At 39.3% G+C, this 24641-nt stretch carries 30 protein-coding genes, 1 tRNA gene and 1 other RNA gene; 10 read left to right on the top strand and 22 right to left on the bottom strand.

Annotated features, from left to right (window positions below; all coding sequences use genetic code 11):
- Positions 1 to 2 precede the first annotated feature (2 nt).
- A complete protein-coding gene (locus tag ACESR9_RS03875; RefSeq protein ID WP_373105654.1) occupies positions 3 to 656 on the top strand; it encodes a metal-dependent transcriptional regulator in 654 nt (217 codons plus the stop codon).
- 21 nt (positions 657 to 677) lie between these two features.
- Here the strand turns inward: ACESR9_RS03875 and dtd are convergent, their stop codons facing one another.
- The 13 genes from dtd to ACESR9_RS03810 all read right to left on the bottom strand — a co-directional run bounded on the left by dtd (position 678) and on the right by ACESR9_RS03810 (position 10645).
- The gene (dtd, locus tag ACESR9_RS03870; RefSeq protein WP_003013773.1) at positions 678 to 1121 is read right to left on the bottom strand and encodes a D-aminoacyl-tRNA deacylase; all 444 of its coding nucleotides are present in this window, start codon (positions 1119 to 1121) and stop codon (positions 678 to 680) included.
- A 383-nt stretch (positions 1122 to 1504) separates the two neighbouring features.
- Positions 1505 to 3724, bottom strand: coding sequence for a RelA/SpoT family protein (locus tag ACESR9_RS03865; protein WP_023919595.1), 2220 nt, complete (start codon positions 3722 to 3724; stop codon positions 1505 to 1507).
- An 83-nt stretch (positions 3725 to 3807) separates the two neighbouring features.
- Positions 3808 to 4101 (bottom strand): hypothetical protein, encoded by a 294-nt coding sequence (locus ACESR9_RS03860; protein ID WP_373105652.1) that lies wholly within the window; start codon positions 4099 to 4101, stop codon positions 3808 to 3810.
- Positions 4088 to 4477: a hypothetical protein gene (locus ACESR9_RS03855; protein ID WP_134974654.1), complete on the bottom strand. Its 390-nt coding sequence runs from the start codon at positions 4475 to 4477 to the stop codon at positions 4088 to 4090. The genes ACESR9_RS03860 and ACESR9_RS03855 overlap by 14 nt, the downstream gene beginning before the upstream one ends.
- A gap of 3 nt (positions 4478 to 4480) precedes the next feature.
- On the bottom strand, positions 4481 to 5797 hold the full coding sequence (locus tag ACESR9_RS03850) for a hypothetical protein (RefSeq protein WP_134974653.1): 1317 nt from the start codon (positions 5795 to 5797) through the stop codon (positions 4481 to 4483).
- Between the two features lie 2 nt (positions 5798 to 5799).
- Entirely contained in the window at positions 5800 to 6192 is a 393-nt protein-coding gene (locus tag ACESR9_RS03845) for a DUF1310 family protein (RefSeq protein ID WP_134974652.1), read from the bottom strand.
- Positions 6193 to 6384: 192 nt separating this feature from the next.
- On the bottom strand, positions 6385 to 6780 hold the full coding sequence (locus tag ACESR9_RS03840; RefSeq protein WP_134974547.1) for a DUF1310 family protein: 396 nt from the start codon (positions 6778 to 6780) through the stop codon (positions 6385 to 6387).
- Positions 6781 to 6936: 156 nt separating this feature from the next.
- The gene (locus ACESR9_RS03835) at positions 6937 to 7329 is read right to left on the bottom strand and encodes a DUF1310 family protein (RefSeq protein ID WP_373105649.1); all 393 of its coding nucleotides are present in this window, start codon (positions 7327 to 7329) and stop codon (positions 6937 to 6939) included.
- Positions 7330 to 7418: 89 nt separating this feature from the next.
- Entirely contained in the window at positions 7419 to 8162 is a 744-nt protein-coding gene (locus ACESR9_RS03830; RefSeq protein ID WP_373105647.1) for a 16S rRNA (uracil(1498)-N(3))-methyltransferase, read from the bottom strand.
- A 1-nt stretch (position 8163) separates the two neighbouring features.
- A complete protein-coding gene (prmA, locus tag ACESR9_RS03825; RefSeq protein WP_373105741.1) occupies positions 8164 to 9114 on the bottom strand; it encodes a 50S ribosomal protein L11 methyltransferase in 951 nt (316 codons plus the stop codon).
- 137 nt (positions 9115 to 9251) lie between these two features.
- Positions 9252 to 9725, bottom strand: a complete 474-nt coding sequence (locus ACESR9_RS03820) for a GNAT family N-acetyltransferase (RefSeq protein WP_373105645.1) — start codon at positions 9723 to 9725, stop codon at positions 9252 to 9254.
- The gene (locus tag ACESR9_RS03815; protein WP_373105643.1) at positions 9722 to 10162 is read right to left on the bottom strand and encodes an NUDIX hydrolase; all 441 of its coding nucleotides are present in this window, start codon (positions 10160 to 10162) and stop codon (positions 9722 to 9724) included. Before ACESR9_RS03815 ends, ACESR9_RS03820 begins: the two co-directional genes overlap by 4 nt.
- A gap of 12 nt (positions 10163 to 10174) precedes the next feature.
- Complete coding sequence (locus ACESR9_RS03810) at positions 10175 to 10645, bottom strand: DUF3013 family protein (protein ID WP_003014200.1); 471 nt, start codon at positions 10643 to 10645, stop codon at positions 10175 to 10177.
- Positions 10646 to 10759: 114 nt separating this feature from the next.
- On the opposite strand from ACESR9_RS03810, the gene ACESR9_RS03805 reads away from it, so the two are divergent.
- From ACESR9_RS03805 to ACESR9_RS03795, 3 genes are all read left to right on the top strand, one after another.
- On the top strand, positions 10760 to 12031 hold the full coding sequence (locus ACESR9_RS03805) for a replication-associated recombination protein A (protein ID WP_373105641.1): 1272 nt from the start codon (positions 10760 to 10762) through the stop codon (positions 12029 to 12031).
- Positions 12032 to 12097: 66 nt separating this feature from the next.
- Positions 12098 to 12290: non-coding RNA, 6S RNA (ssrS, locus tag ACESR9_RS03800), on the top strand.
- A 5-nt stretch (positions 12291 to 12295) separates the two neighbouring features.
- Positions 12296 to 12368: transfer RNA gene (locus ACESR9_RS03795), tRNA-Lys, on the top strand.
- Positions 12369 to 12454: 86 nt separating this feature from the next.
- On the opposite strand, the gene ACESR9_RS03790 is transcribed toward ACESR9_RS03795, so the two are convergent.
- From ACESR9_RS03790 to ACESR9_RS03775, 4 genes are read right to left on the bottom strand one after another with little or no spacing between them, the layout of a single operon-like run.
- Positions 12455 to 13594: a tyrosine-type recombinase/integrase gene (locus ACESR9_RS03790; protein ID WP_373105639.1), complete on the bottom strand. Its 1140-nt coding sequence runs from the start codon at positions 13592 to 13594 to the stop codon at positions 12455 to 12457.
- 1 nt (position 13595) lies between these two features.
- Complete coding sequence (locus ACESR9_RS03785; RefSeq protein ID WP_002903611.1) at positions 13596 to 13784, bottom strand: DUF3173 domain-containing protein; 189 nt, start codon at positions 13782 to 13784, stop codon at positions 13596 to 13598.
- Between the two features lie 11 nt (positions 13785 to 13795).
- Complete coding sequence (locus tag ACESR9_RS03780; protein WP_373105637.1) at positions 13796 to 14773, bottom strand: replication initiation protein; 978 nt, start codon at positions 14771 to 14773, stop codon at positions 13796 to 13798.
- Between the two features lie 45 nt (positions 14774 to 14818).
- Positions 14819 to 15001, bottom strand: a complete 183-nt coding sequence (locus tag ACESR9_RS03775; RefSeq protein ID WP_046164674.1) for a hypothetical protein — start codon at positions 14999 to 15001, stop codon at positions 14819 to 14821.
- Between the two features lie 213 nt (positions 15002 to 15214).
- Between ACESR9_RS03775 and ACESR9_RS03770 the strand changes: the two genes are divergently transcribed.
- The 5 genes from ACESR9_RS03770 (at position 15215) to ACESR9_RS03750 (ending at position 19609) form a co-directional block, all read left to right on the top strand.
- Positions 15215 to 15727 carry a helix-turn-helix domain-containing protein gene (locus ACESR9_RS03770; protein ID WP_037601283.1) on the top strand — a complete coding sequence of 171 codons (513 nt, stop codon included), beginning with the start codon at positions 15215 to 15217 and terminating at the stop codon, positions 15725 to 15727.
- Positions 15728 to 15945: 218 nt separating this feature from the next.
- Positions 15946 to 16461, top strand: a complete 516-nt coding sequence (locus ACESR9_RS03765; RefSeq protein WP_201036344.1) for a DUF308 domain-containing protein — start codon at positions 15946 to 15948, stop codon at positions 16459 to 16461.
- A 773-nt stretch (positions 16462 to 17234) separates the two neighbouring features.
- On the top strand, positions 17235 to 17840 hold the full coding sequence (locus tag ACESR9_RS03760; protein WP_373105634.1) for a DUF1269 domain-containing protein: 606 nt from the start codon (positions 17235 to 17237) through the stop codon (positions 17838 to 17840).
- Between the two features lie 28 nt (positions 17841 to 17868).
- The gene (locus ACESR9_RS03755; protein ID WP_201036368.1) at positions 17869 to 18285 is read left to right on the top strand and encodes a helix-turn-helix domain-containing protein; all 417 of its coding nucleotides are present in this window, start codon (positions 17869 to 17871) and stop codon (positions 18283 to 18285) included.
- Positions 18286 to 18598: 313 nt separating this feature from the next.
- Positions 18599 to 19609, top strand: a complete 1011-nt coding sequence (locus ACESR9_RS03750) for a YeiH family protein (protein ID WP_003009857.1) — start codon at positions 18599 to 18601, stop codon at positions 19607 to 19609.
- Positions 19610 to 20226: 617 nt separating this feature from the next.
- On the opposite strand, the gene ACESR9_RS03745 is transcribed toward ACESR9_RS03750, so the two are convergent.
- The 3 genes from ACESR9_RS03745 to ACESR9_RS03735 all read right to left on the bottom strand — a co-directional run bounded on the left by ACESR9_RS03745 (position 20227) and on the right by ACESR9_RS03735 (position 22368).
- On the bottom strand, positions 20227 to 21048 hold the full coding sequence (locus ACESR9_RS03745) for a nucleotidyl transferase AbiEii/AbiGii toxin family protein (RefSeq protein WP_003004480.1): 822 nt from the start codon (positions 21046 to 21048) through the stop codon (positions 20227 to 20229).
- On the bottom strand, positions 21041 to 21628 hold the full coding sequence (locus ACESR9_RS03740) for a type IV toxin-antitoxin system AbiEi family antitoxin domain-containing protein (protein ID WP_003004721.1): 588 nt from the start codon (positions 21626 to 21628) through the stop codon (positions 21041 to 21043). The genes ACESR9_RS03745 and ACESR9_RS03740 overlap by 8 nt, the downstream gene beginning before the upstream one ends.
- A 209-nt stretch (positions 21629 to 21837) precedes the next feature.
- Positions 21838 to 22368 (bottom strand): hypothetical protein, encoded by a 531-nt coding sequence (locus ACESR9_RS03735; protein WP_024056220.1) that lies wholly within the window; start codon positions 22366 to 22368, stop codon positions 21838 to 21840.
- A 215-nt stretch (positions 22369 to 22583) separates the two neighbouring features.
- Here ACESR9_RS03735 and ACESR9_RS03730 point away from each other — a divergent pair, with 215 nt between their 5' ends.
- Positions 22584 to 23117 carry a hypothetical protein gene (locus tag ACESR9_RS03730; protein WP_373105630.1) on the top strand — a complete coding sequence of 178 codons (534 nt, stop codon included), beginning with the start codon at positions 22584 to 22586 and terminating at the stop codon, positions 23115 to 23117.
- Between the two features lie 135 nt (positions 23118 to 23252).
- On the opposite strand, the gene ACESR9_RS03725 is transcribed toward ACESR9_RS03730, so the two are convergent.
- Positions 23253 to 23960 carry an ABC transporter gene (locus ACESR9_RS03725; protein ID WP_373105627.1) on the bottom strand — a complete coding sequence of 236 codons (708 nt, stop codon included), beginning with the start codon at positions 23958 to 23960 and terminating at the stop codon, positions 23253 to 23255.
- Positions 23957 to 24637, bottom strand: coding sequence for an ABC transporter ATP-binding protein (locus ACESR9_RS03720; RefSeq protein WP_373105624.1), 681 nt, complete (start codon positions 24635 to 24637; stop codon positions 23957 to 23959). The genes ACESR9_RS03725 and ACESR9_RS03720 overlap by 4 nt, the downstream gene beginning before the upstream one ends.
- Positions 24638 to 24641 lie beyond the last annotated feature (4 nt).

Below are 24641 nucleotides of genomic sequence, written 5' to 3'. Positions count from 1 at the left end.
GCATGACACCAAACAAAGAAGATTACCTCAAGTGCATTTATGAAATTGGCACAGAAGTAGAAAAAATCAGTAATAAGGAAATCGCCAGTCGCATGCAGGTCTCTCCGCCTGCTGTGACCGAGATGATTAAGCGCATGGTCTCTGAGGGCCTCTTGGTAAAAGATAAGAACCATGGTTATCTACTAACAGATCTGGGGTCGCAATTGGTCTCTGATCTCTACCGCAAGCACCGCTTGATCGAAGTATTTCTGCTGGAAAAACTTGGCTACACAACTGAAGAAGTCCATGAAGAGGCAGAAGTTCTCGAGCATACTGTTTCTGAACATTTCATCGACCGGCTGGATCACATGCTTGGAAACCCTAAGACTTGCCCTCACGGTGGGACAATTCCAAAGAAAGGCGAAAGGCTTGTCGAAGCCTACCAAGACCGTCTCAGTGAAACGACCCAACCTGGTCTGTATATTCTGCAAAGGGTCTATGACACCTATGAATTGTTAAAATTCTTAGACCAGATTCATCTCCAAATCGGCGATACCATCGCGTTTCAACGGTACGATGACTACACAGGGCTCTATCACTTCGTTATCCATGGACAAGAAATTTCTATCAACCAAGTGATCGCCCAACAACTCTATATCGAAAAACATGCAGTCTAATCCGACTGCATGTTTTCTTATTTATGGATTTTTTGTATCTAGCAAAATCGTCACTGGACCATCATTGATCAATTCAATCGCCATATCGGCTCCAAAGATCCCTCGTTTGACAGGGACTTCTTTTTCTAATTGATCATTAAAGGCATCATATAACTGACTGGCCATATCTGGCTTGGCAGCCCCTATAAAAGCAGGACGGTTGCCTTTTTTTGTCTCCGCAAAGAGGGTAAATTGAGAGATCGACAAGATTTCCCCTTGGATATCTTTGACCGAAAGATTCATCTTATCTTCCTCATCTGAGAAAATACGCATCTGCGATACCTTACGGACCGCATAATCTAAATCTTTCTGATCGTCATCTGGACCGACACCCACCAAGAGCAGCAAGCCTTGCTGGATCGCATTGTAGACTTGACCATCAATGGAAACCGAGGCACTCTTGACCCGTTGAATCACTAATTTCATTTTATTATCCTATTTTATAAATCTATTGAGCATTCACTGCTACCCTTGAAAGAACATCAACCACAGACGACGAGCTAACCAAGCAATAAAAGAGTTCTGAACATATCCTAGCTTCTTCAAAGAAAATCGACATCAAACAAGGCGGTGAGACGCAGGCATACTATCTGAAAAGTAAAGGCTGTTCAGTTGCTTTTAGTGCGAGGCAGCGAGACGAAGACAGTACTGAAGTACGGCAAGGCGAGCTAACGAAGCAATAAAAGAGTTCTGAGCACATCCTAGCTTCTTCAAAGAAAATCGACATCAGACAAGGCAGTGAGACGCAGGCATAACTGTAGTTAGGCCAGTCGAAACTAACGCAGTATGAAGTCGATTTTCGTAGAAGACTAGCCGTTGGTACGCTTAACAGAGTACACCTCCGGTACACTCTTAATCTTATCCACAACCGTTGTCAACATAGACAAGTTTGGAATCCCAAAGGAAATGTGTATATTGGCAAATTTCATATCTTTGGTTGGTTGGGCATTAACAGTTGAGATCATTTTAGCTGTATTGGAAAGGACTTGGAGCACGTCGTTCAGAAGGCCTGCACGGTTGAGCCCGTAAATATCGATGTGAGCGATATAGTCCTTGGTCGTGTTGTTATCTTCCCACTCCACATCAATCAAGCGTTGCTCGTAGTTGTCTTGGGCACGTAGGTTCATACAGTCTCGACGATGAATCGCAACACCGCGCCCTTTGGTAATGTAGCCGACGATTTCATCACCTGGAACTGGGTTACAGCACTTTGCAATCCGAATCAAGAGCCCAGAAGCACCTTGGATGACCACTCCACCTTCGTGACGGACCTTGAGGGTGTCTTTTTTATTTTCAACCTTGACCTCGCCACCTTTGACTAGCTCTTCTGCTTCTGCGCGTGCCTTAGCCCGCTCTTCTTCTCGGCGTTCATCCTCCGTCAAGCGGTTAAAGATGGTAATAGCCCCAATCTCTCCAAAACCAATGGCCGCAAACAAGGCTTCTTCTGTCTTATAGCTTGATTTTTGTAGCACTTTATCCATGTGCTTTTTGTCCATGAACTTATTGGCTACCAAGTCATGCTCGTGAAATTGGGCCATCAAGAGGTCCCGACCACGGTTAATTGACAATTCCTTGTCTTGATTTTTAAAGAACTGACGAATCTTGTTGCGCGCCTTGCTAGTTTTAACAAGGGTCAGCCAGTCACGACTCGGACCAAAGGAGTTGGCATTGGTGATAATCTCCACCTGGTCTCCCGTCCGAAGTTTGGTATTGAGGGGCACCATCCGGCCGTTGACCTTAGCACCAATCGCTTTTTCCCCAACCTTGGTGTGGATTTCATAGGCAAAATCGATCGGCCCGGAATCTTTCGGAAGGGAACGAACGGTTCCATCCGGTGTGAAGACGTAAATTTCTTCTGCCAGGATATCTTCTTTTACATTTTCAACAAATTCTTTGGCATCGCCTGACTGGTCTTGGAGTTCCATCATCTCCTTGATCCAGTTCATCCCAATAGCCGATTCCTTGCTGTTAACTTGACCCTTGATCCCTTTTTTATAAGCCCAGTGAGCGGCAACCCCGTATTCGGCAACCTCGTGCATCTCCTTGGTACGGATCTGGAATTCAATCGGTCCTTTAGGGCCGTATACAGTCGTATGGATGGACTGATAGCCATTAGCCTTCCGGTTGGCAATATAGTCCTTAAAACGACCCGGCATCGGCTTCCAGAGCTCATGGATGTAGCCTAGCATGGCATAGACATCGCTTGGGGTATCCAGAATACAGCGAATGGCGATCAAGTCATAGATTTCATCAAAGCGTTTCTTCTTATCCTGCATCTTGCGATAGATCGAATAAATATGCTTTGGTCGACCATAAATTTTTCCATGCAGATGGCGTTCACCAGCATAAGTCTCAATCTTGTGGACAACCTCTTCGACCAACTCTTCTCGCTCACGACGTTTTTCCTTCATCATATGGGAGATCTTGTAGAATTCGACTTCGTTCAAATAACGGAAGGACAAATCCTCAAGTTCCCACTTAACGCTGGAAATCCCGAGACGATGGGCCAGTGGTGCATAGATCTCCATGGTCTCACGCGAAATGCGCTCTTGCTTATCCTTGCGCAAATGCTTGAGGGTACGCATATTATGCAAACGGTCTGCTAATTTGACCAAGATTACACGAATATCTTGAGACATGGCCATGAGCATCTTGCGATGATTTTCAGCCAACTGCTCTTCGTGGGACTTGTACTTTACCTTCCCGAGCTTGGTCACCCCATCGACGATCACACGCACATCATGACCAAATTCGCGCTCTAAATCATCTAAGGTTGCATCCGTATCCTCCACGACATCATGCAAAAAGCCACAGGCTACCGTCACAGCGTCCAGTTTTAGCTTAGCAAGGATCCCTGCCACTTGAATGGGATGAATGATGTAAGGTTCACCAGACTGACGGAATTGCCCACTATGGCAATCAACCGCATAGACCAAAGCCTTCTGCACAAAAGCAACATCTTCAGGGGATAAATATTTTTTTGTAAGGGCAACAACTTGGTCCCCTGTTAAATTCTCTTCTTTCGGCATGTATTTTCTCCAATTTCTTGGATACTATTTTAACACTTTTAGAAGCAGATGGGAACCAATGAAGCTACTTTAATATACGGATGCTACTTTGTCTTACAAAATTCTTGCAAAGAACGTAACTCTACTTTCTTTCTTCCAACCCCTTCTTTAACAGAATTTGAAAATTTTCCAGCTAAATCTGAATCAATACTTCCAATAACCTGATCTAAAGAATTTTCAAGTTCTGTTAAACTAGATGAAATTCTATTTTTTATGTTTTTTTGGTCAACAGTGGCCTTTGTTAAGGCTATTTTCCCCATAAATTTAACACTAAGAAGAGCTGCCATGAAACGCTTATCTTCGTATGTTAAATCATTTGTAAGATCAATTTTCGACATACATATCCTTTCGTAATTTTGCAATCTCATTCGCATATTTTTCAGAGGCTACCTGTAATTCTTTTTGTTTTAGCTGATGCGCTTCCTCAATATGAGCTAGTTTGTGATAGTACTCTGCATTCAATTCTTCATAAACATCTGATAATTCCCGATAATAATCCGATAAAATTTCCGTATTACCCATCGTCTTAGAGAAATGTCCGACTTCCTCTTCCATCATTTCAATATTTTGTTTTGTAAAACAGTACTGGTCATGGATATGATTCATTCTTTTTTCTAGTTCTTTCATTTCCAATTTTAATTCTTCTTCAGTACCATTCCATTTTTCTTCTACTTCTCTAATCGCATTAATGTATTCAATATCTTTGTTACCCATTCTTTACCATTGCAATTGAAGTTGGCTTGCTAGAGCAACATCCGTGCCTATTACAGTTGCAATTCCTTTCGCTATGTCTGTTGATAGACTAAAAATACTTTCTTTTATTTTTAGAGTATCTTTTTTAATTTTTTCTAATTCTGTGATGCGATTCGTCTCAATCGTTTCTTTTGTTGCACCAATTTGAGCAAGTGCGCTTATGATATCACTTTCTGTACAACGGGTCCCTAATACAGTTGAACGGCAAGAAATTAATAACGTCTCCCAGGTTCCTTTTATATCCGCAATTCGGAAATCACAGACAGCTAAAATATAATCAGAAGCAATGAGAGTAAACTCCTTCAGCGACTCCACTATTCCCATTGCCTGAGTCGTATCCATGAAAATAAGGTCACTTCCAGAAAGTCCACTCTTTTTCCAAGACTCCAATGCTTGTTTCTTTAACTGCAGTTGTTCTTTTGTCTGCTTTATTCGAGCTAACCGATAGTCATCTAAACTCTCTTCTTTGACGTTCAAGTAGCCAGCCTTGTAGTCGTAGCCACCCCACATATGTTGTTTTCCTAAATTGCCTGCATCCTTACTGTCAATCCGAACAAGTGTTCCAACAACTCCTTCATTCCCCTCTTCAGAATGTTCCCATGTGACCAAGTCACGCTTGTCTATAAAATTAAAAATTTTATATTTAATCTTATCGACCTGTTTCTTTTCTGCATCACTTAACTGTGGATAAAGGTTGGGTGCTTCATATATATAAGCCCCATCAATTCTATCTAAATATTTATCCTCCAAAGAACCCAGTGAAGATTGGATATTTAACCCCCCTAAAGAATGAGCATAAAATTTGAAACGCGCATTCGGATATCTATCCATTGCTGCTTTTACTTCTTTCGAAGCCGCATCAAGCTGGGAGGTTTTCCCAGTTTTGATTCCAAGTCTCTTGGCCATTGATATTTGTAATGCAGTCGGGGCATCGGTGAGCACCCAATCATCTACGGCTCCCATGAAATTTTTATCAAATTTAGCTTCCGATCCCTCAAACAAAATTGTTACTTCATGCACATCTTCTGGTCTGCTTTCATGAGTGATTTTTTTATCTGTCACAATATATCCATTTAAACCAGATAGAGCTCCTTGAAACCGTGCTTTCAAGTCTTCGAGAGAGGAAACCATATCCTCTTCTGGTGCCTGTCCAAAAACTTCAGAAACATAGCCTATTGTTTTTTTCTTATTATCTGTATCAATTTTTACTTTATTTCCAACTTTGTATTTCGTATATTCCTGCCATGCAATATCATTCTTTTGTTCATCATTAAATACCATTTTTAATCTCCTATTAGATTCTGTAGTTCTGTAGACTCAGACATCCCTACAGATCTAATCGGGCCATCTTCACTACTCTTCCTCAATCCCATACTTCCAGTTATCTCTTTATTTCCATTTATAGTCACTTCAAACATTATCCCCCCCATTGGATTGTGTTCGATCGTCTTGTCATCAATTTCATACGATTTGATCTTGCCTTTTGGTGTCAAGGCATCTGGATCTGTTGCCTTTAGTTCTTCTTCTATCAATTTTTCCACTTCTTTACTATGGACAATCTGAACCATTTCATGTTGAAAATCAAGATGGTTCTTTACAAGTAGACCTCCCCATACCAAGACTCCTAATAGTAGTACTCCAAATATATAACGACCGATTTTTCTTTTTGGTTTCATCTTCATCCTCCATAAAGTGTTAGTAGTATCACTTTACACTATTTAGTTTTCAAATTTATTACTCTTACTTTAATAATTCGTAAAAATTTTCAAAAAAAGACCCTTTTAAAAAATTTTTTCTAAATATACAAAGCGCTCAAAGAAAATATATTTCATATTCGAATAGAATATGCTTTTCTTTTATTTTGATTATCATTTCTTTTCTACCAGATCTTGAAACTCAATAGATTTACGCACTCCCACTTGTTCGATTGGTGCATCCTTACTATCTTTTCGTAATCCAAAATTTTCGGTTATTTCTTTGTCTCCATTAATGATGATACGAAACATAATCCCTCCCATTGGATTGTGTTCAATCGTTTCATCATCAATTTCATACGATTGGATCTTACCTTTTGGTGTTAAGGCATTTGGATCCAATTCCTTCAGTTCTTCTTCTATTATTTTTTCTACTTCCTTACTATGAACAATCTGAACCATTTCATTTTGAAAATCAAGATGGTTTTTTACAAGTAAACCTACCCATATCAAAATTCCTAATAGCAACACTCCAAATATATAACGACAATTTTTTCTTTTTGGTTTCATCTTCATCCTAATAAATTCCTGGTCGTATCGCTTTACATTATTTAGTTTTCAATTTTATTACTCTTACTTTATTAATTTGGAAGAAAATTTGGAAAAAAGCTAAATAAACAACCCGATTGCTTCCATTTATGATTGATTTCCCCGCAAATATCAAGCTTACTCTTCCATAAGTTCTTGAAGACCTACAGAGGTATCCATCCCTACAGACTCAATAGGGCCATCTTCACTACGTTTCCATAATCCCATACTACCTGTTATTTTTTTATCTCCATTAATTATTACCTCAAACATAATTCCTCCCATAGGATTGTGTTCGATCGTTTCGTCATCAATTTCATACGATTGAATTTTTCCTTTTTCTGTAAACGCATCCGGGTCTTTCTGTTTCAAATCATATACAATTAACTCTTTCACTTCCTTACTATGTACAATTCGGACCATTTCTTGTTGGAATTCTAGATGATCCTTTACTTTTGATCCTACCCAGATCAAGATCCCAACAACTATCACAGAAAATACCAAACGTCGTCTATTCTTTATTTTATTCATATGCACCTCTCCTCACTACTATAATTCGTAAAAATTTTTGAAAATAGAAGATTTTTGTAAAAAAATAACGAAGCGATTTATTCACTTCGTTAGTTTATTAATTCTGTAACAACACTCACGGCGCTGAGAGCATAGAGTGGGGCTGTTTCTGCTCGTAGGATGCGAGGCCCAAGCCCTGCTAACACTGCTCCTTTAGCTGTAAAACTTTCAATTTCTGCAGGGGAGAGTCCGCCCTCTGGTCCAAAGATAAAGAGCAGTTTACTTCCAGCTTCTAATCCGGTCAGCGACTGAATCAGAGCGGCTGCCTCTCCTTCTTTGGCCGACTCTTCATAGGCCACCACGATCCGGTCAAACTGGTCTAACTGAGCCAGAAAGTCTGCCTTTTTCTCAAAAAGGGTAATGCTTGGAACCAAATTCCGCTTGCTTTGCTCGGCTGCTCCAAGGGCGATTTTTTCTAATTTTTCGACCTTTTTCCCCAATTTCTTGCCATCCCATTTGGCAACGGACCAGTCTGCAGGAAAGGCCCAGATTTGGCTAGCACCGAGTTCCGTTACTTTTTGAGTGATGAACTCAAGCTTGTCTCCCTTGGGAAAGCCTGATGCAATGGTCACTTGGACTGGCAGTTCCACATTATCAGCTAATTCTTCGATTAGCTCCAATTGATGGGCTTCCACATTGACCACGCGCGCCAAGCGCTTGATCCCATCATCAAAGACTAGAGTAACTTCGTCCTCTTCTTTTAAGCGCATGACCTGAAACATGTGCTTGCTGGTTTCCTTGTCCTCTATGGTGACAGGTGAGCTAGCCAAGCCTTTTACAAAATACTGCTGCATGCTAGCCTCCAATCACACCGGAGACATCCTTGGTCTTCTTGAAGACGCAGGCATTCCATTCCCCTTGGATCATGTGGGTTTCAAGGAAAAATCCAGCCGACTCAGCCGACTCACGCACCATGTCCCACTTGTCCTTGATAATACCACTCATGATCAGGTAACCTTCATCCTTGACCAAACGATAAGCATCCTCTGTCAGATGGATCAGGATATCCGCCAAGATATTGGCCACGATGACATCTGCCTCAATCTCCACGCCTTTAAGCAAATCGCCTGGGGCTACATGAATGTTTTCCATACCCGGATTGAGCTCAATATTTTCCTGAGCGACGCGAACCGCTACGTCATCCAAGTCATAGGCAAAGATTTCCTTAGCGCCAAGAAGCGAGCTGGCAATAGAAAGAACACCGGAACCTGTCCCCACATCCAGCACTGTCTCCCCACCACGAAGGACCTGCTCTAAGGCAAAGAGGCTCATCTTGGTCGTCGGGTGGGTTCCCGTTCCAAAGGCCATCCCTGGATCTAGCTTGATAATCTTTTCTCCAGCCGTCGCCTCATAGTCAGTCCATGACGGCACGATGGTCAAATCATGGGTAATGCGAGCTGGTTCATAGTATTTCTTCCAGTTGTCTGCCCAGTCTTCCTCAGCCAGAGCAGTCGTCCCCATCTTGACCTCACCCAGATCCATAAAGTCGGTCAATTCTGCCAGTCGAGCCTGCAAATCAGCCTCGACCTCTGCCACATCAACCGTCTCCGGGTAGTAGGCGGTCACCACGATTTCTTCTTGCTGCTCGATTTCTGGGAAAATCTCACCGAAGCGGTCCACATTGCCCACATAGTCCATGCTGTCTTCGATTGCGACACCTTGGGCGCCTAACTCGATCAAGAGATTAGAGACTAGCTCCTCTCCCTCACGCTTCACTGTAACTTTTAACTCTTGCCATGTTTCCATCATTAAGATACCAAGCCCGTAAAACATAAAGCCAAAATAGGAAACTCTCTGAAGACACTTGTGTCTAAGAGAAGTTTATCTTTTTGGCACCGTGTTTAGGGCGGGTTCAGTTTAGAAATTTAACTGAACCATCCTTTCTATTTCTCTATCAATTTTTTCATGTAGACCATATCCATGCCTTCTTTTTCAGGCTCGATATGGGTTTGACGGTAGCCATTTTTCTCGTAGAACGCGACCATGCCTGCATCCTGTAACACCGTACACAAATCCCATTGTCTAACGGTTGAAAATTCCTCTTCTAGCAAGCGTAATCCTTCAGATCCATACCCTTTTCCCTGATACGGAGGCAGAATCGCTGCAGTCCCCAACCAAGCTTCCGTTAACTCTTCATTGGTCTGAATTCGTAAAAAACCAATCTTCTCTTCGTTTTCTTTGACAAAGTAGTAATAGCTATTGGGACGCTCCAATAATTTCCATTTGATTCGCTCGCGATCCTCCAGATAAGGATCATATTCATCTTTGTATTTTTCATAAACTGCCTTAAAACTGGCTCTTTGAATGGCAATAATGGTTTCTAAATCTTCCGCCCCTGCTCTCTCAAGTCTTATCATAAACTTTCCTCCACATAATCTCTCACTCGTTCTTGTAATTGGGGAACAACACGATCTGAAGTTAAAAACTCTTCAAAGCTCACTAACTTATAGCCCTGACCCTCGTCTCCAAAGTCGATGCGGTCAAACTCTTCTTTGGCTAGATTGCCAACTAGAAAAACAAACTGTTTCGTCTCATCCAAGATGCCAGGATAGATCCCAGACCAGATGACGTCATCTTTCGACAGTTGGATGCTCAATTCTTCATAGACTTCACGCGCCACACACTCAAAAGGTGTCTCATTTCCTTCCCGACCACCACCTGGCAAGTCCCACATATTGGGGTAAGGAATCGTTTCTTTATCATCGCGCAAGATGGTCAAAATTTGCCCCTCACAAATCAAGGCAATTTTACAACCCGTAAATTCGAATCGTGCTTCTAAGCAATCCTCAAGCATGAGCTTTCCCTCCTAGTATCTCGGATAAGGATAAAAGGTGCTTTCTTCTAGGCCAACTTTGCCTTCTTCAAAAACTTCTTGGTTCCAGACGATCTCAAAGCTCTCTGCTTCTTCGTCTGCTAAGAAATCCATGAGCTCATCCAAGGCCAGCTCAGCTGTATCTCTAAGGAAAGTCGCAAAATAGGCTAGAAACTCACGAGACAAGCCTTTTTTAGGCTCATAAGGAATCGCTGTTAAATAGGCATCTTCCTCCACATGAGACTTGGCTGGATTGTAGAAGATAACGGCTTCTTCAAAGAAAATATCCTCATCAGATTCTTCGCCAGCTTCATCAACCAGGGCAACCCCTCCCGTATTCTGTGCTTCCAAGAGAAAAGCCACTTCTACCGCATGGTTTTTCTTATCCCAATTGATCTCAAAATCAAAAGGAAAAACCTTGTCCATCTCCTCTTCTAAAACATCCAAAAATCCGTATTTAGACATAGCGTCCTCTTTCTAATTTCCCACTCTTAGAGCGGAATATGATACAATAGTTACTACAATCTTACCATAAAAACCGCCTCTTTGAAAGGAGACAAAGCTAGAAAGGAGAAGGAAATGCCCGACAATCTCGCACTCCGTATGCGACCACGAACGATCGATCAAGTCATCGGTCAACAGCACCTGGTCGGAGAAGGCAAAATCATCCGCCGTATGGTGGAGGCCAATCGTCTATCCTCTATGATTCTCTATGGACCTCCGGGGATCGGAAAGACCAGTATTGCTTCTGCGATCGCAGGAACGACCAAGTATGCCTTTCGGACCTTTAATGCAACGGTTGACAGTAAAAAACGCCTCCAAGAAATCGCAGAGGAGGCCAAATTTTCTGGTGGCTTAGTCCTTCTTTTGGACGAAATCCATCGCCTTGATAAAACCAAGCAAGATTTTCTCCTGCCTTTGCTCGAAAGCGGTCTGGTCATCATGATCGGTGCAACAACTGAAAATCCCTTTTTCTCTGTCACACCCGCTATTCGTAGCCGCGTACAAATCTTTGAGCTGGAACCATTGACGACGGAGGAGGTCAAGCAAGCTCTGAAAACGGCGCTGGATGATCCCGAGCGTGGCTTTGATTTTCCAATCGTGCTCGATGAGGACGCTTTAGATTTCATCGCTACCTCAACCAATGGAGATCTTCGCTCTGCCTTTAATTCTCTCGATCTGGCGGTCCTGTCGACTTCTGAAAATGCAGAAGGGATCCGCCATATTACGCTAGAGATCATGGAAAACAGCCTCCAGCGCAGCTACATCACCATGGACAAAGATGGAGACGGCCACTACGATGTGCTCTCTGCCCTACAAAAGTCTATCCGCGGTTCGGATGTCGATGCCAGTCTCCACTACGCCGCTCGTTTGATCGAAGCCGGAGATCTACCCAGCCTAGCTCGTCGCTTGACTGTCATCGCTTATGAGGATATCGGTCTAGCCAATCCAGATGCGCAGATCCATACTGTAACAGCCCTTCAAGCAGCTGAGCGCATCGGCTTTCCTGAGGCCCGCATTCTCATCGCCAACATCGTCATCGATCTAGCCCTTTCGCCTAAATCCAACTCAGCCTATGTTGCCATGGACAAGGCGCTGGCTGATCTTAGAAGTTCTGGCAACCTTCCTATTCCTCGCCACCTCCGCGATGGTCATTATGCCGGAAGCAAGGAACTGGGAAATGCGCAAAACTATAAATACCCTCACAACTACCCTGGCAACTGGGTCAAACAAGACTACCTGCCAGAAAAGCTCAAACACGCGTCCTACTTTATTCCCAATGAAAACGGCAAGTACGAGCGTGCTCTCGGAGCCACCAAGGAGAAGATTGATCAATTTAAGAAAAAGTGACATCGGTTTCAAAAAATTGAGATTTTCCCTTGAAATATTTTCAAAATGTGGTATCATATACATATAGAAACGCTGTGGTGTACGACTTCACACTTAAGTGTTGACCGACTATTTTTTGTATTATTAGGGAAACAAAAGACTTCTGGCAGTATGCAGGCCGTTTCACGCGGAAGCAGCTAAGTCAGAGCGAGTTGCCCACCTGCTTAATTGCGCGGGTTCAATACAAATCGTGAAGTTTCGGCACCAATACAGCTTTTTATATTTGCCTCCTTAGCTCAGTTGGTAGAGCAGTAGACTCTTAATCTATGGGTCACAGGTTCGAGCCCTGTAGGGGGCATCTAAATCAACAGGAAAAAGCCTTGATTTATAAGGCTTTTTTGCTTGTCTATAACTGATTTGCCCCATCATTTGCCCCACATTTTTTTATGAGCAATCTTTCCAGACATCTCTAATTTGATTGAATTCTTCAAAAATTTTCTCTTCTAAAGTGTGTCCATATACTTCTACTAACATTGAAATATCTTTATGCCCTAGAATTTTTGCAATAACTCCAAGGTCAAATCCTTTGTGCCAGAGGTAGCTTCCATAGGTATGACGTGCTCCTTTTGTCGTGATAATTGGATAAATGTCCAACTCATTTAAGAAAACACTCAAAGCTTTATTGACGCTTGCAATATCTGGAACTGAATGAATATATCCAAAATGTTGAAAGATCATTCGATATCGATTTTTGATTCCTAACTCCATGTTTGCTCTTTCTTGCTCCGTTTGTAAAAGGCGCAAAATTTTGATACACTCTTCGTCTATTGGAACCATCCGAATAGACGTTTTATTTTTTGGTGGAACAAACTTATGAGAGAGAGTATTATACCTCCTGTATGTTTTTAACAATCCTCTGTCAAAATCAACCTCATTCCAAGTTAACGCTACTAACTCTCCAAACCTCATGCCTGTTTTTAGTAGAAAATAGACGATATAAGGAACAATTGAACGTTGGTAATCAAATTTTCTCTTTACTGCTAAAAGTAAATCCAGATAGTCCTTTTCTGTATGTAAATATTTCTCTTCTGTCATCTGTTGTTCTTTGGATGAAAATAACTCGACATGTTGTGTAAAATCATCTATTAGAACTTTGTCAGCAATTGCCATTTGGATGCTCTGATGAATCCCCGTATTCAATCTACCAAGAAAATTTCTACCAACTGTTTGCCCATACTTATTCATAATTCTTTGGTATTCACTCGCACGAATTTGAGTGACTTTTTTATTTCCAAATAATCTTTCAATTGTGTTTTTACGGAGAAGATATTTTTTCTTTGTTTCTTCCGACCTACTACTTGGTAAAATTTTTAGTTCAAGCCATTCTTGATATAGATCGGCAAGAGAAATATCTCTAGAAATTCTTTTTCCTAAACGAAGTTCTTGCAGAATCGGTTCAGCTTCTGACTCTGCAAGTTTTTTTGTTTTAAAACCGCTATTATGAGCAACAGTTTTTCCTTCGTTACGAATTTCATAGGTCCATAAGTTACTATCTCCTCGCTTTCGGTAACGAACACTTGCCATATTACGCCACCTCTGTTCCTAGAATCTCATTTACAACACTTTTTGGAACAACCATCAAACGTTTGCGATTATAAAATGTATAGCCTCGTGATACAAGTAATTCTCTTGCCTGATGGATGATATCATTTGCAGTGTGAGGGCGATAGCCCATTTCAATTAATTCTTTGTTACTAATTAAATTATGATCCATAGTTATCCTCTTTATTTATTTTCTAAATTCAGAAACTCGCCTACAAGTAGTTGTAATTCTGTATTTAATTTAGGGAGATTCTGTATTAATACTTCTTTTAATTCTTCCGCAAATTGGTTCGTTTCTTCTCTCAATAGTTTGCGGACTCTTGTTTTTTTCTTTTTGATGCTGTCAGATTTTAAATTTGGAAAAGCTAATGATAACAGTTCAGGATTGTTGAGAAAGATAATTGTAAAGGCTCTTTGATCCACTCGAATATGATCTAGCTTATAAAACCCGAAATTATCAAGTCTACTCATAATATCTTGGACCATCTCCTCCCCAATCGCTTTGGTTCTGAGTTGGAACTCTAGTCTCCACCAAAACGGATTCACATCCAAATCTAGCTTCTCTTCTCGCTTGTGAGCAATGATTTCTTTATTCTTATCATATAACCTAACTTGTACATTACTACCGCTAGAACCCCAATATTTCGTCTCTAATTCGCCCCCTCGACCATAGAAGACCTTATGTGTAACACCACCTTTAATATGTTGCAAATTAACGATTTCAGGCCTGTTGAAAATGTCAAATGCCAAATCAAAACGAGACAAACGTACCGTCAATGAATTCAATCTGGCAAAGTACATTAATTGCCTCCATACTTTCATTCCATCAAATTCTTTTAAAGTGTTAGGATTGAAATCAATCCGAATCAATTGTTCACCTCCATAAGTGGATAATTGAAAAAATATAATATTGATTGAATCATACTCATTAAGATCCTTAGCTAAAGTAAAGACATCATCTCGCACGTTATCATGTATTTCAAATGCGTCAACTCTTGTACTTATTGCCTGTTTCAGATTTTTGAAAATTCGTCTTAGGAAACCAGTGTCTGTATCCCAGATAACCGTTAATCTATCAATACTGACATCTAGTCGCTGTACTAATTCTCCTACATCACATTGTTCTTGAATGCTTCTTAAATCTTGTATAGAAACCAACAAAATTGTCCCCCCTTCTTTTAGATTCTTCAGGTCTCAGAAACACCGTCAAATCAACGTTTGCTCGTTCCGTCGTTCTTTGGACGTTGTCCTAAGTGTACCTTTTTGCTGGCTGTTAGAATAGCCAGCTTTTGCTTGGCTAGAAATTGTCTGGACGGCAGCCTGCAGGACTTCGCCTGACTTCCCGTCAGGCTCGTCCCTTGCCCTTGCCCACACAATTTCTAGCTCCAAGGCTTCGAATAGTCATCAGTCATAGTCATAGTCTCGTCCTCAAATTCCTCCTCACTCACTATTCCTAAACACATGAATTATTTGTATCATTTATAACTTATTTGTAAGTTATAAATATATTTTATAAAAAATATTTGGAGAAGTCAACTAAAAACTTGATTTGTAAGTTTATAGATGATAGAATAAGTTTAAAATACAACATAGGAGTTTATCATGACCTTTATTATTCAAAATTTTGGACCCAATTTGGCACGACTACGCATAGAAAAAGGAGTAAGTCAAACTCAACTTGCGGAAGATTTAGGAATCGGTAAACAGTCCATCTCTGATTATGAAAAACAAAAAAGCTATCCTACCTTTGCAAATTTGGATAAGATAGCAGAATATTTTAACGCAACTCCAACCCAACTATTTGGAACTAGTAAAGAGATTGAGTTAGAAAAGAGTGTTCTTGAATCGAATGAATACTCTGATAAAGTAAGTGAGATTTTAAAAGCTGTCAAATACATCGAGCATTTCCTACATACTAATGGACAACACTTAGAGGATTTACTTTACCTAACAAGAGGCAACCAACTATACACAGAAGATGGAGAAGAGTTGTATATTGATCCAACTTCTCAGAAAAGAACATTTCATACCCAATATGAACCTGGTTTTATTGTAGCAAGAGAAAAATCTCCACTAGAACTCTTGATTGAAAATAAGGAATTGTTTGATAAATAGAAAAAGCGAGGATAACCTCGCTTCAGATTGAAGTTAAAATCTTTAGAAGACACTTTTATAAGGACTTTGTCTTCAATCTGTGAAAAGGAGTGGAAACTCCTTTTCTTTTTGTAAGTCAGACTGAAACTTCCAAATTGTTTATTTATTTTATTGACATTTTCTATAAAAATAAGTATAATAGTTTAATTATCAGACTATACTATATAGGGGGTATTGAAATGAAATTTTCTAATCGTTTACTGCTATTCCTTGCAGGAGTTGTTTTTGTCCTTTTAGGACTTTTCCTATTTACAAACCCAGTAGCTAATCTTGTTGCTTACAGCTGGTGGATTTCATTTGGTTTACTGGTTTCTTCTATAGCAGCTATTTTAGGCTATTTCTCTGCACCAAAAGAGCTTCGCTCACCTGTTTATCTTTTCCAAGGGTTTGTTAGTCTTCTCTTAGCTCTTTACCTCGTTGCTTATGGCTTTGTGACCCTGCCGGTCGTCATTCCGACCATTGTAGGAATTTGGTTAATTGTAGAAGCCATTATTGCTTTCTTTAAAGGCAATCGTCTAGGATTGATTTTCCCTATTATTGGTAGCAATATCATGTGGGTAGCCTTGCTTGTATTTTTACTAGGTCTAGTGATTCTGTTCAATCCAGTGGCTACAGGTGTCTTTGTCGTTTATGTCATTGCCTTTTCATTTTTAGTTACTGGCTTCACCTACATTATTGAGGCCTTTCGTAAATAGTCTAGTTGCTATTTCTATCGCATTCAAAAAAGCTGGGAAATCATATTCTCAGCTTTTTCGTCTCTTTAATTATCACTTTTTCGCATTCCATTCTACGTAGAATTGCTCTAAGTATTCTTCCAAAAAGTGATGGCATAGTGCTCTAGCATTCGATAAGTTGCAATAATAACCGGTCGAGAACGGGGCATCGACTCAATCATACCGAAAATAAAAGAGCGAATGTTATCTGCAAAAAGAAAGCTTAGATTCTTTGCGATTTCAACAAAAAAAAAGCACTGTTGGTACTTACCCCAAAAAGTTAGACAAGTAATTTAAGTGAAGGATTTAGTTCTGTATTTCACAGGACTAATGTAAGTGGCTCATTTGGACTATCCTCCTGTTTTGTTTTGTCATTTACAGTATAGTCCTTTTAGGCTTTTCTTGTATTTTGAGTTTAACTAGCACCACGGGTATTATTTTTCCTTTTACTTACCAGATAGAAGTTAAAACTTAATTGAAAAGAACCATTTAATTTAACTAATGCATGTTCTTAAAATTTCCTAAGTCTACCAACAGCTCTATCTAAATCTTTCTTTTTAATCAAAATTTTAAAATTGCCTAATTTATAGAATATAAGTTTTGTAATAAAACTTTAATCTTTTATGTAATATATTGTATATTACATAAAAGATTATTGTATGCTACAATCCACCTTGTATAGCAGTATTTTGTACTATTATACAATATAGGAGATTTTATTCTATCTCTATAAAGTAATAAAGGAGTGTAAGCCCATGGAAAATGTTGTTGTCTCAATTTTTCATATTGAAAGTGAAGCCTTTCAGGCCTTTTCAGAATTAAAACAGTTTGTTCAAACTGAAAATACAAAATTAGCTCAGGCTTCAATTGTAAAAGCTGAAAATGGTGTTATTAACGTCAAAGATAGCTTTGACTTGATGAATTCCCTAGGAGATGATTATTTCGAAGGCGGATTAATTGGTAGTTTAATCGGAATTTTAGGTGGACCACTAGGTGTTCTCTTTGATTTTGCTACTGGTGGAGCAATTGGCGCCTCCGTTGGTTCAGACAAAGAATTGATCAATTCGGCATTAATTACAACCGTTAGTAAAAAGTTGACTAATGGCGAAGTAGCTATTATTGCACTTGTACAAGAAAATGATGAATCTGTTTTAAATGCTATTTTTGAAAAGTATCAGGTTGACATTGCTAGATGGGATGTCGCTACTGTTGCGGCAGAGATAGAGTCAGCTCTCAAAATTCAAGAAGATTTAGAGCATCAAGCTAAAGCTCGCTTAATTGCGGATAAAAAAGAAGCTCGTCGTGAAAAATTTGATAAATTGAAAGCTAGTATTAAAGAGAAATTTTCGAAAAAAAATTAACAGACTGAAGAGACTGAGGTAATTAGGAATCGGTAAACAGTCCATCTCTGATTACGAAAAACAAAAAAGCTATCCTACCTTTGCAAATTTGGATAAGATAGCGGAATATTTTAATGCAACTCCAACCCAACTCTTTGGAACGAGTAAAGAGATTGAGTTAGAAAAGAGTGTTCTTGAATCGAATGAATACTCTGATAAAGTAAGTGAAATCTTAAAAGCTGTCAAATACATCGAGCATTTCCTACATACTGATGGACAGTACTTAGAGGATTTACTTTACCTAACAAGAGGCAACCAACTATACACAGAAGATGGAGATGAGTTGTATATTGATCCAACTTCTCAGAAAAGAACACTCCATAACCAATATGAACCTGGTTTTATTGTAGCAAGAGATAGATCCCCACTAGAACTCTTAATTGAAAATAAGGACCTATTAGATTAAAAAAGCGAGGATATGTACTGATCCCAAAAGTTAGATTTTTTCTGTCTAACTTTTGGGATCAGTACATTTTCAACTCTCTTATTTATTTTCTTATCTCACATAATTACTTCACATATCCAGGCTCATCAAATTCATTTTTTTCAATAACATATGCCACATTTGCATCCTTATTGATCAAAGAACATATATCTATTAAACTACAAAAGCTCTCTGACCGCAAAATTCCGTTAATTTACAACCTTATTCCTACTTTCTATTTTACTTTTCTGACAGATAAGATTATAATAAGGAGTATTTATTTTCGGAGGTTTTTATGTCATTTCTATCAAAAAATTGGGCAGGACTGTTAGTCTGTCTGATCATTTCTATCATCTCTTGGGTTTTAGGAGGCTTTCTGCCTGTTGTGGGAGCACCTGTTTTCGCCATTTTTATCGGAATGATTCTCTACCCCTTTCTCACTCCCTATAAACAACTGGATGCTGGTTTGACTTATAGCTCCAAAAAATTGCTTCAGTATGCTGTTATCTTACTTGGTTTTGGACTCAATATCTCTCAAGTTTTCGCAGTTGGAAAATCTTCCCTTCCTGTCATCCTTTCGACTATTTCTATCGCTTTAATTATTGCTTTCTTTTTCCAACGATTTTTTAACATGGATACAAAGCTAGCTACCTTGATTGGGGTAGGCTCTTCTATCTGTGGCGGTTCTGCCATTGCAGCGACTGCTCCTGTTATTCACGCCAAGGAAAAAGAAGTAGCCCAAGCCATTTCTGTTATCTTTTTCTTCAATGTCTTGGCAGCTCTTATCTTTCCAACTCTAGGTTCTTGGCTCCATCTCTCCAACGAAGGTTTTGCTCTCTTTGCGGGTACTGCGGTCAACGATACTTCCTCTGTAACAGCCACAGCTAGCGCCTGGGATAGTCTGTATCATACCAATACTCTAGAATCTGCAACCATTGTCAAACTGACTCGTACCTTAGCTATTATCCCTATTACTCTCTTCCTCTCCTATTGGCAAAGCCGTCAACAAGACAACAACCAAGGAGTAAAGCTTAAAAAAATCTTCCCCGTTTTCATTCTCTACTTCATCCTAGCTTCTCTGCTAACTACCGTCCTTACTTCTTTTGGTGTTAGCAATAGCTTCTTTTCACCTCTCAAACAGCTCTCCAAATTCCTCATCATCATGGCTATGAGTGCTATTGGTCTCAAAACTAACCTCGTTGCTATGATCAAATCCAGTGGAAAATCCATTCTTCTTGGAGCCCTTTGCTGGATCGCTATCATCCTGACTAGTCTTGGCATGCAATTACTCATCGGTATTTTCTAAGAAAAAAGGGAGCCTAAAGGCTACCTCAGAACGTAGACAAACGTCATTTTTGGCGTTTGTCTTTTTGTATCTTCAAAGATATTTTGTCTTATCATCTACTATTCCATCCAAAAATCTGATTTAAAGCAAAATAAAAAGGGATATTCCCTATCCATTTCGATAATTTTTTCATTAATTTGTTTTTCCATTTTATCCTCCGATTAGTCTCGCACTGATATTTATTGATAACAACACTATATTTCTAGTATAGCATAATCATTAGATATTATAGGTTTTCAAACCAAATGAGAGTTATTCGTTTTTGCCCCACTTTTGCCCCATTTTGAAATAATTGCATTTAAATTCTCTTTAATTATCTTCCGAAAATCACTTATATTTCAATATTTTTAATTTCTTTCAAGATGAAAAAGCCTCCAAAATCCATGTAGGGGGCATTTTTTTATGCACAAAAAGCCTTGAAAACCAAGGCTTTTTTACTTTTCTTAAGAGTACTTAGCTCACTTTTTTATGAATACAAATAAGCGAGCTTCATGACAAAGCTCGCTTTTATCTAACACATCGTTATAATCTCAAAACCACCTCGGAGGTAGTTTGTTAATGAAAGTCTATATTAGGTATCATAATTCTAACAATAGCTGCTGAACAACTTCCAAAACATCCCTGAAAGAAATAGAAGTTGCATAAGGGTAATGAGACTGATAATTTTCCCAATGACGCGCCAATGTTATATCATCCTTCATCTCATCAATCATATTTTGAAAATCTACTACATCTAACGTTGTCTGACGATAGGAGAATGTTGCCTCGCAAGCTGATCGAAGCTTTTTACTATCCAATCGGCTTTTTTCCATACTATAAATTACATACACATCATAAAAATCCTTGCTTCGAGTGTTAAAGAAAGATCTTCGATAAATCGTTTCCAATTTTTCAGCCAATATTGTCTCCAAATTATAGGCCACGATCTCATAGTCAATCTCTTGAAAGAGACTATGATAACGATAGGAAACGGATTTGGGAGTAATAGGATCACCAGTCGCAATATCTAAAGGAATTGTCTGACGTATATTATCAAGCCGACATAAAATATGGATTCGATAACCACCATAAGGATCTTCATCTTTAATTTCACTTATCTTAGTAATTTCATAATGAACCAAATCATCAGTTAGGATTTCCTTTAAAGTACTTTCTAGTAGAGATTTGTCCATCTTAAATTGTTCTAAAATAAAATCCATATCAGAAGTTGTTCGACTTTCAACACCAATAATATTGGATAAAAGAAATCCTCCCTTGAATACAAAGTTATGACTATACGGACTAGATGCTATCTTTGCAAGTATCGTTTCTAGAAAATAATAAGTTAGCACAACATTGAAATCTACCTGTTTTTCGTTTGAAATTTTATGGCACAGAGCAATCAATCTATCTTTATTCATATAAGACCTCCATCAATGATTGGACGTTTTCGAGCACATGAAACTCTCGCGCATATTTGTAGAGTTTTCGTAGATCTTTTTTTGAAGATTGAATATATCTCTTTAAAGAAGTCGAAAATATTTCCACATCTATCTTTTGTCGCTCGCGAATGAGATCGCATATCGATCTCTCCAAATCATATACCCTTACTTCATTTCCGAAGGACGTTTGTAGCTTTGTCACACCGACTTCATACAATTCTTTCTGGATAAAATGCCTTTTTACCTCCTTAGGAAATCGATGAGGATTATAACCTGTATAGACCGTCACTTCTTTGTATTTAGGGATAACATCTATCAGCCCATGGAGATACAATGCTGATAGATAAGAATAAATCACTTTTTGATGTTGGAGTTGGAAAATGGCATACTCATCATACTGAGACCAATCGGTGATATAAATCCCTCTGGCAACCTTTATGAGTTGACCATTTTCCACCATTCGATTTAGGTAAGGCTTTGGGATACCTTTTTTAACTACATCAGATGTTCTAATAATAGACTGATGATCTAGCATTTCCTGTATTTGTTTTTGAATCATTTCAGCATTCCTATTGTCGTTACTTCTGTGCTTTTATTATATCATATCACACGCACAAAAGTAACAATAACGATTATTCATAAAAAGATGCCGGACAAATAGCTCCGACATCACTTTCCAAAATCCTCTCTCCAAATATCCTTGACGGGCACATCGTCCCAATTCTTTGGACTGAAGCGGCTGGAGTAGATGGAGGTCCAGTTCACAGTTCACCGGTCCACCACTCGCGCTTCAAAGTGGGCTGGTTTATCGTCTACATTGGTGATGGTGATGTTGTAGGGCTTTCGTTCCGTCACCCCAAATACTTCCTCTACTTCCCCTTGAATCACTATTCCATCGTTTTCTAAATAGAAACTCTTACTTTTATCATTTGGTAAGTCTTTACGCTCTGTTTTGTCTTTTAAAAAAATGAGCTCCGTTATTGTTTGCTTTTCAACATTATAGACTATGTGACTATCTTTCATCCCCCAACCTTTTCGACCGGACAATTTTAACTTAGCATCATCAAATTTTTTAAACTGGAGTTCCGACCTATATTCTAGCTGATCCGTATTGGGATAAACTCTCAATTGAACACTTTGACCAGGCTGGAGGGTGTAGCTTCCATAAGTAAGGATCGAATAAACAAACCAGACTGCAAATGAAGCATATAAGAATCCAATGATCTTTCGTGAACGTTTGCTTGTAAAACGACGCAAAAGCAAGACGAGAGAAATAATAAATATCAGGGGTGTTACCATTTGTCTTCCTTTCTTACCAGCATTGACCCGGTTATGATTTCTACAGCAGCTTTTCATTTCACTCCTAGCCACACTTTCCATCTAGTATACCATAACCTGAAATGATCTAATCACAAGAACCCTACCAAACATTTGACAGCTCTTCACCGAATCCGCTATGATAAGGGTACTTGAAATTCCAAGTTTTCATGCATTTGAAATGTAAGGAGTCCAAAATGAAAATCTATTATTCAAAATTTGTTGGTGTCGGTTATCTAATCTTTGCGGCGGGTGTATCCTTTCAATTTTTCTTTTCTCCCGCTCATGGATTGATCGACTTTTCTCAACTAAATCTTCCCACTGTGATTTCAACCATTCTCTTTTTCGCTGCTATCTACGCAACAATTGCAGGCATCAAAAGACTAACTAGCCACAGAGTCTCCTTTGAATTCACCTTTGAAGGTATTGAGGTCTATCCCGGACTCTTCTTCTCAAAAGAAATCTTCATTCCCAAAGAAGAATTGTTGCGAGCATCGTATGTTGAAGTGGACGTCAGCGACCCTGATCATGTCAACAGCAAGGCTTGCTATTTAGATTTTAACCTCAGAGAAGTCACCCAGCTAGAAGATATTTCTAAGTCAAACATCATCATCAATACAAGCACCTTGAAATTGCGTCTCGCCCTTAGCCTCTGTCGATTTAGAGAGGAAGAAAAAGCCGAGTTAGCGACCTATCTAAAAGAAAACTACGGCATTGATTTTTTCTATTAGCATGTAATAAAAAAGCCCTCCATTAGAACTTTAGAATAGCAAGATCTTTCCAAGCACTTGAAGGAAGAGTACAGAAGAACCATTTTATAGCAAAGAAAAAGCCTTGAGTTGTTCTCAAGGCTTTTTTAACTGCTCTTAGTTCCCCATTTTTCCTTTGGGTACGAGCAGATAGAAAAATAGCAAATTCAATCCAAATACGGCAACAAAGAGCGCTAATTGGGTAGCATCAATCGTTTGTTTCTCAGTCAAATCTTGGATCAGCTTTGTATAATAATAGCCTGGGAAAGCCCGTTGTAGCTTGCCAACTACGTCCATAAATCCTCCACTTGCGCCAAGCGTATCAAAGGGAATAATGGTCATAGCAGCCAAAATAATGACAGGAAAGCCAATGGTATCAATCGTCTTAGCATCTACCCTGACCCCAAGTACAAAGCCAATCACACTAAAGTAGATCCCCATTAAGGATAAGAGGAAAAATTGCACCAACAGGCTAGTCGTCACTGGAAAGTGAAAACCTAGAACAGCAACTACTAGCACCGCTAAAAAGATCAAGCTGTTCAGAATCAGTTGCACGATCGATTGATCCCATAAATAGTTCTTGATACTATAGCTTGTAAAGTGGGATTCAAAAGAATAAAACCCGATATCTGAGGCGATTCGCTTACTAAAAGTTGCAAGGCTATTGCCAATGACCCCGATAAATACGGCAATACCTAATAAAATACTTGGCGAAACCCCTTTTTGAAGCTGATAAAAGAAGATATACCAGCCTATGGGTAAAATAATGGTGAATAATACAAAGCGCTTATTTCGTAAAACTTGTTTTAATTGAATCTTTTTCATGCTTGTTCCCCTCCTTTATTCATCTCTTCTCGGAAATACTGCTCAATGGTTTGACCATCCTGGTGAATGTCCTCAACAGCCTTTGTGGCAGCAATTCGACCCTCTTTTAAAATCAGGACTTTTGTAAAAAAGGCATCAATTTGGTTGAAATCATGGGTCACCACAACAGAGGTAAACTCTTGCTGCTCCAGCAATTTCCAAAAGTTATCCACTGCTTCCAAGTCCATGCCAGTCGTTGGCTCATCTAAAAAAATCAACTTTGGATGATTCAAAATGGTTAACAACAAGGACAAGCGTCTCTTTTGACCACCGGAAAGACTTCCTACCATCTGCTCTCTTGATTCTCTTAATTCGACCATTTCTAAGAGTCCATTGATATCAGCCTGCTTCAGCTGATTCATCCGGCTTTTTAATTCGACGAATTCAGCAACGGTTAGATCCTCGATGAGCAGATCCCCCTGAGGCATCATCCCAATTTCCCTTTGAAAATCAAGCGAAGTCTTTATCGTCCCTGAATCGGCCTGAAGTTGCCCAGCGATAATGTTGAACAGGGTGCTTTTTCCTGCCCCATTATTTCCCAGCAAGGCAATTTTGTCTCCTTCTTCTATCGAAAAAGACACTCCCTTTAATACAGCTTTCTCCTTAAATGATTTTGTAATAGATGCTACCTGAAACATACGA

Source organism: Streptococcus parasanguinis (assembly GCF_964238605.1).
In the GTDB taxonomy this organism is placed as follows: domain Bacteria; phylum Bacillota; class Bacilli; order Lactobacillales; family Streptococcaceae; genus Streptococcus; species Streptococcus parasanguinis_AJ.
Note: the sequence above shows the minus strand (reverse complement) of the source record. Positions and strands in the feature narration are given on the sequence as shown.

Bases quoted from the DNA above. Each gene is read 5' to 3' on its own strand.
- ACESR9_RS03725 (WP_373105627.1), bottom strand. From the start codon at position 23,960: ATGAAAAAGATTCAATTAAAACAAGTTTTACGAAATAAGCGCTTTGTA.
- ACESR9_RS03735 (WP_024056220.1), bottom strand. From the start codon at position 22,368: ATGGTAACACCCCTGATATTTATTATTTCTCTCGTCTTGCTTTTGCGT.
- ACESR9_RS03790 (WP_373105639.1), bottom strand. From the start codon at position 13,594: ATGGCAAGTGTTCGTTACCGAAAGCGAGGAGATAGTAACTTATGGACC.
- ACESR9_RS03850 (WP_134974653.1), bottom strand. From the start codon at position 5,797: ATGGTATTTAATGATGAACAAAAGAATGATATTGCATGGCAGGAATAT.
- ACESR9_RS03760 (WP_373105634.1), top strand. From the start codon at position 17,235: ATGGAAAATGTTGTTGTCTCAATTTTTCATATTGAAAGTGAAGCCTTT.
- prmA (WP_373105741.1), bottom strand. From the start codon at position 9,114: ATGGAAACATGGCAAGAGTTAAAAGTTACAGTGAAGCGTGAGGGAGAG.
- ACESR9_RS03810 (WP_003014200.1), bottom strand. From the start codon at position 10,645: ATGTCTAAATACGGATTTTTGGATGTTTTAGAAGAGGAGATGGACAAG.
- ACESR9_RS03860 (WP_373105652.1), bottom strand. From the start codon at position 4,101: ATGTCGAAAATTGATCTTACAAATGATTTAACATACGAAGATAAGCGT.
- ACESR9_RS03875 (WP_373105654.1), top strand. From the start codon at position 3: ATGACACCAAACAAAGAAGATTACCTCAAGTGCATTTATGAAATTGGC.
- ACESR9_RS03770 (WP_037601283.1), top strand. From the start codon at position 15,215: ATGACCTTTATTATTCAAAATTTTGGACCCAATTTGGCACGACTACGC.
- ACESR9_RS03820 (WP_373105645.1), bottom strand. From the start codon at position 9,725: ATGATAAGACTTGAGAGAGCAGGGGCGGAAGATTTAGAAACCATTATT.
- ACESR9_RS03745 (WP_003004480.1), bottom strand. From the start codon at position 21,048: ATGAATAAAGATAGATTGATTGCTCTGTGCCATAAAATTTCAAACGAA.
- ACESR9_RS03840 (WP_134974547.1), bottom strand. From the start codon at position 6,780: ATGAAACCAAAAAGAAAAAATTGTCGTTATATATTTGGAGTGTTGCTA.
- ACESR9_RS03720 (WP_373105624.1), bottom strand. From the start codon at position 24,637: ATGTTTCAGGTAGCATCTATTACAAAATCATTTAAGGAGAAAGCTGTA.
- ACESR9_RS03730 (WP_373105630.1), top strand. From the start codon at position 22,584: ATGAAAATCTATTATTCAAAATTTGTTGGTGTCGGTTATCTAATCTTT.
- ACESR9_RS03845 (WP_134974652.1), bottom strand. From the start codon at position 6,192: ATGAAACCAAAAAGAAAAATCGGTCGTTATATATTTGGAGTACTACTA.
- ACESR9_RS03865 (WP_023919595.1), bottom strand. From the start codon at position 3,724: ATGCCGAAAGAAGAGAATTTAACAGGGGACCAAGTTGTTGCCCTTACA.
- ACESR9_RS03750 (WP_003009857.1), top strand. From the start codon at position 18,599: ATGTCATTTCTATCAAAAAATTGGGCAGGACTGTTAGTCTGTCTGATC.
- ACESR9_RS03740 (WP_003004721.1), bottom strand. From the start codon at position 21,628: ATGATTCAAAAACAAATACAGGAAATGCTAGATCATCAGTCTATTATT.
- ACESR9_RS03830 (WP_373105647.1), bottom strand. From the start codon at position 8,162: ATGCAGCAGTATTTTGTAAAAGGCTTGGCTAGCTCACCTGTCACCATA.
- ACESR9_RS03765 (WP_201036344.1), top strand. From the start codon at position 15,946: ATGAAATTTTCTAATCGTTTACTGCTATTCCTTGCAGGAGTTGTTTTT.
- ACESR9_RS03805 (WP_373105641.1), top strand. From the start codon at position 10,760: ATGCCCGACAATCTCGCACTCCGTATGCGACCACGAACGATCGATCAA.
- dtd (WP_003013773.1), bottom strand. From the start codon at position 1,121: ATGAAATTAGTGATTCAACGGGTCAAGAGTGCCTCGGTTTCCATTGAT.
- ACESR9_RS03855 (WP_134974654.1), bottom strand. From the start codon at position 4,477: ATGGGTAACAAAGATATTGAATACATTAATGCGATTAGAGAAGTAGAA.
- ACESR9_RS03815 (WP_373105643.1), bottom strand. From the start codon at position 10,162: ATGCTTGAGGATTGCTTAGAAGCACGATTCGAATTTACGGGTTGTAAA.
- ACESR9_RS03835 (WP_373105649.1), bottom strand. From the start codon at position 7,329: ATGAATAAAATAAAGAATAGACGACGTTTGGTATTTTCTGTGATAGTT.
- ACESR9_RS03785 (WP_002903611.1), bottom strand. From the start codon at position 13,784: ATGGATCATAATTTAATTAGTAACAAAGAATTAATTGAAATGGGCTAT.